The sequence below is a fragment of the Microvirga sp. P4_G7 genome, assembly GCF_056401005.1.
In genome coordinates this window covers 1-3,655 of the sequence record NZ_JBFUKD010000371.1, presented here as the reverse complement: position 1 = coordinate 3,655, position 3,655 = coordinate 1, and the positions used below count along the sequence as shown (strand labels likewise).

Annotated in this window: 4 protein-coding genes; all 4 read right to left on the bottom strand. The window is 63.5% G+C overall.

Going from position 1 to position 3,655, the window contains the following annotated elements:
* Positions 1 to 461, bottom strand: a 461-nt coding sequence (locus tag AC1DT3_RS14790) for an RlmE family RNA methyltransferase (protein WP_477466005.1), incomplete at its 3' end; no start/stop codon positions are given.
* Between the two features lie 29 nt (positions 462 to 490).
* Positions 491 to 1,510, bottom strand: coding sequence for a Ppx/GppA phosphatase family protein (locus tag AC1DT3_RS14785; RefSeq protein WP_477466004.1), 1,020 nt, complete (start codon positions 1,508 to 1,510; stop codon positions 491 to 493).
* Positions 1,511 to 1,692: 182 nt separating this feature from the next.
* Complete coding sequence (locus tag AC1DT3_RS14780; protein ID WP_477466003.1) at positions 1,693 to 2,877, bottom strand: aminotransferase; 1,185 nt, start codon at positions 2,875 to 2,877, stop codon at positions 1,693 to 1,695.
* Positions 2,878 to 3,010: 133 nt separating this feature from the next.
* On the bottom strand, positions 3,011 to 3,577 hold the full coding sequence (gene efp / locus AC1DT3_RS14775; protein WP_477466002.1) for an elongation factor P: 567 nt from the start codon (positions 3,575 to 3,577) through the stop codon (positions 3,011 to 3,013).
* Between the last annotated feature and the right edge of the window lie 78 nt (positions 3,578 to 3,655).

Sequence of the window (3,655 nt, the reverse complement as noted above, 5' to 3'; positions counted from 1 at the left end):
AAATAGATCGCCGCCTCGGCGAGGCCCATGATGCGCAGATGGTCGGTTTTCTTGTGACCGGTCGTGTTCGCCGCCATATCGGACATGACGACGTCGGCGGGACCTCCAAGGAGGTCGATGAGCTTTTGCGGCGCGCTCTCGTCGAGGAAGTCGAGTTCGATGAACTCGACCCCCGGCATCGCATCGATCGGGAGGAGGTCTATCCCGACGACCTTTCCGCTCGGTCCGACTTTCCGGGCCGCGATCTGCGACCAGCCGCCGGGGGCGGCGCCGAGGTCGACCACGCGCTGACCGGTTTTCAGGAGATGAAACTTCTCGTCGATCTCGAGCAGCTTGAAGGCCGCGCGCGAGCGATATCCCTCGCGTTTGGCGCGGGCCACGTAGGGGTCGTTGAGCTGACGCTCGAGCCATTTTTGGGACGACAGCGTACGCTTGTACGCCGTCTTCACCCGCTGCTTCATGTTGCGGGCGCCCGTCGACGATTTCTCGCTCACCGCTGGGTCTCCCGACGCCAGACATTGTCCTCGCGCATCATGTTCATCAAAATTCCTTCGCGCAGGCCGCGATCGGCAATGCGCAGACGATCAGACGGAAAGGCCCGGCGAATCGCTTCGAGAATGGCGCACCCGGCGAGCACGAGATCGGCGCGATCGCGGCCGATGCACGGCTGCGACGCCCGCTCATCGAGCGATGTGTCGATCAGGCCGTCGATCACCTTGGTAATCTCGTCGTCGCGCATCCACAACCCATCGACGCGACGACGGTCGTATCGATACAGGCCGAGATGGATCCCACCGACCGTCGTCACCGTGCCCGACGTCCCCAATAGATGGAAATCCGGTGAATCGCTGGCCTTCGCCGCCAGCTTGACGAAACCTTCGAGCAAGCCCGCGACCTCGTCGACCATCCGCTCGAAGGTGTCCCGAGAGACGTCCACGCCACCGTGGCGCTCCGCCAGGGTCACCACGCCGACGGGCAGCGAGTCCCAGGCTTGGATACGATGGCAGGGGTCCGAATGGGCGTGCGTGGCCGCGCCATCGAGCCAGGCGATTTCCGTCGATCCGCCACCAATGTCGAAGATGATCACCGATTGGGCGTCAGGATCGGCCAGGGAGGCACAACCGGTGACGGCGAGATAAGCCTCTGTCTTGCGGTCGACGACTTCGAGGTCGAGATCGAGGTCGGAACGGACCCGAGCGATGAACTCATGACCATTCTTGGCCAGCCGGCATGCCTCGGTCGCGACCAGACGCGCCCGTCTGACGTCCTTTGCCGCCATCTTGTCGCGGCAGACCCGCAACGCCTCGATGGTACGCTCGATCGCGTCGCCGCTCAGGTGGTTTCCATGGCCGAGGCCCTCACCGAGCCGCACGATGCGCGAAAACGCGTCGACCACCCGAAACCCGAAATGAGCCGGCTCGGCGATCAGAAGTCTGCAATTGTTGGTTCCCAGATCGAGCGCCGCATAGCTTTCGAAGGAGCGGCGGCGGCGCGGCGCCTGATGCTTCACGGGCGCGGATTCGGCCCATCCCGAGCTGTCGACGGAGCATGACCGCTGGTCTCCCGGCTCGACGATTGCATCGGTCTTGATGGTCAAGGCTCAATCCTTAGGCGCCACGAACCGGCCCTGCACACGCTCACAGTAACAACCCCCTTGCGGGTCTGCCAAGGGCGCGATGGGATGATCCCCTCTCAGACGTCGAAGTCTTTGAAGCGCGGGGTCAATTTCCGCAGAACGTCGGCGCCTACATTGGCGATGGCCACTCTGAGGTGCTGCTCCTGACCCGGACCGAAATAACTGCCTGGAAGGCAGAGAACGCCCCTCTCCGTCGCGAGCCTTTCGGCGACGGATTGAGCGGTTTTCCCCGTGAACGGATGCCGGAGATAGGCGAAATACGCCCCGATCGATTCGATCTTCCACCCAGGGAACGGCGCCAGCGCCTCCTGGAACACTGCCGCCCTCGCGTTGATCTCGGCCCGGTTCTCCTCGCGCCAGGGCCGCAATTCGTCGATGGCCCAGGGCAGCGCAAGCTGAGCTGTTCGCGGTGGACAAATCTGGATGCAGTCGAGAATCTTGGCGACCTGTTCGATCAGCCGCGCATCCGCCGTGATCGCGCCGGCCCTGTGCCCCGGGATCGCGTAGGCCTTGGAGAACGAATAGAGCTGGATCACCGAGCTGCGCCAGGAATCATCCTGAAATACGTCGTGTACTCTCTTGATGTCGTTTGGCAGAAAATCTCGGTACGTCTCGTCCAGAACGAGATAAATTCCCCGCTGCTGGCAGAGTTTTGCGAAGCTTTGAATGACATCGGGCGGGTAGATGGCACCGGTCGGGTTGTTGGGCGTCACGAGAACGATCGCGCGGACCTTCCCGTCCAGCAGCGGTTCCGCGTCCTCGACGCGCGGAACGAAGCCGTTCTCGGCGCGGCAAGGCAGCGGCCGGGGTTCGATCCCGAGCATGTCGAGGCTCATCTGGTGATTGAAGTACCAGGGCGTGGGAAGCAGCACCGCGTCGCCGTGGCGAGCGAGGAGCATCATGGTGGCGACGAAGGCGAGGTTGCAGCCGGCCGTCATGGCCGTATCGGCGCTGCGGACRCTGCCGCCATAGATCCGGGACAGATCGGCGGCGTACGCCTCGCGGAGATCATTGTCGCCCTCGATCGGGCCATACTTCGCCGCCTCGGCGGAGCCTGCCGCTTTGGCGAGCTTCTCGAACAAGGCCGGATGGGGCGCCGTGCCCGGCACCGCCTGCGAGAGGTTGATCAGAGGCCCCAAGGAACCGTCGTAGCGCCGGGTCCAGCTTTGCGCCTCGGGGATCGGTGGGCTTCCCACGTCAGCGACAAGGGGATTGATCGGCGCAAGGACGCTCGCGGTCATAGGGGATCCTTCGGGCTACGATGGCGGCAGTATCGAAGCGGAGGCTGACAAGACGCAACCGCCCGCAAGTTCCGTCGACAAACAAAAACGCGGCCCCGGAGGACCGCGTTCGAAGAGACGCTCAGGCGCTCGACTAGTCCTTGGCGCGTTCCACGTAGGAACCGTCCTCGGTCATGATGACCACACGGGTTCCCGCGGTGATATGCGGCGGCACCAGCGTGCGAATGCCATTGGAGAGCACGGCCGGCTTGTAGGACGACGAGGCCGTCTGCCCCTTCACGACCGGCTCGGTCTCGGCAATCTCGAGCGTGACGCGCGCGGGCAATTCGAGGGCGATCGGAACGCTGTTGTGAATGCTGAGCTTCACGACCATGCCCTCCTGAAGGTACGGGCCCAGATCTCCGATGATGTCGGCCGGAACGGCGACCTGCTCATAGGATTCGGGGTTCATGAAGTGGTGGCCTTCGCCGTCCTGGTAGAGGAAGGAATAGTCGCGGTCTTCGACGAAGGCGCGCTCCACCTGCTCCGTCGTCCGCCAGCGTTCGGATACCTTTACGCCGTCGGAAATCCGACGCATGTCCACCTGGGTGACGGGCGTGCCCTTGCCGGGGTGGATGTTCTGCGACGTCAGGATCACGTAAAGCCGGCCGTCGATATCGACGACATTGCCTTTGCGCAGTGAAGAGGCGATGACCTTCACGGGAAGAATTCCTTATGACAAAGCTAAGCGCGCCAGCGGGGACCGGACCATCCGTCCCCAGGCTGCGCGAGACATATC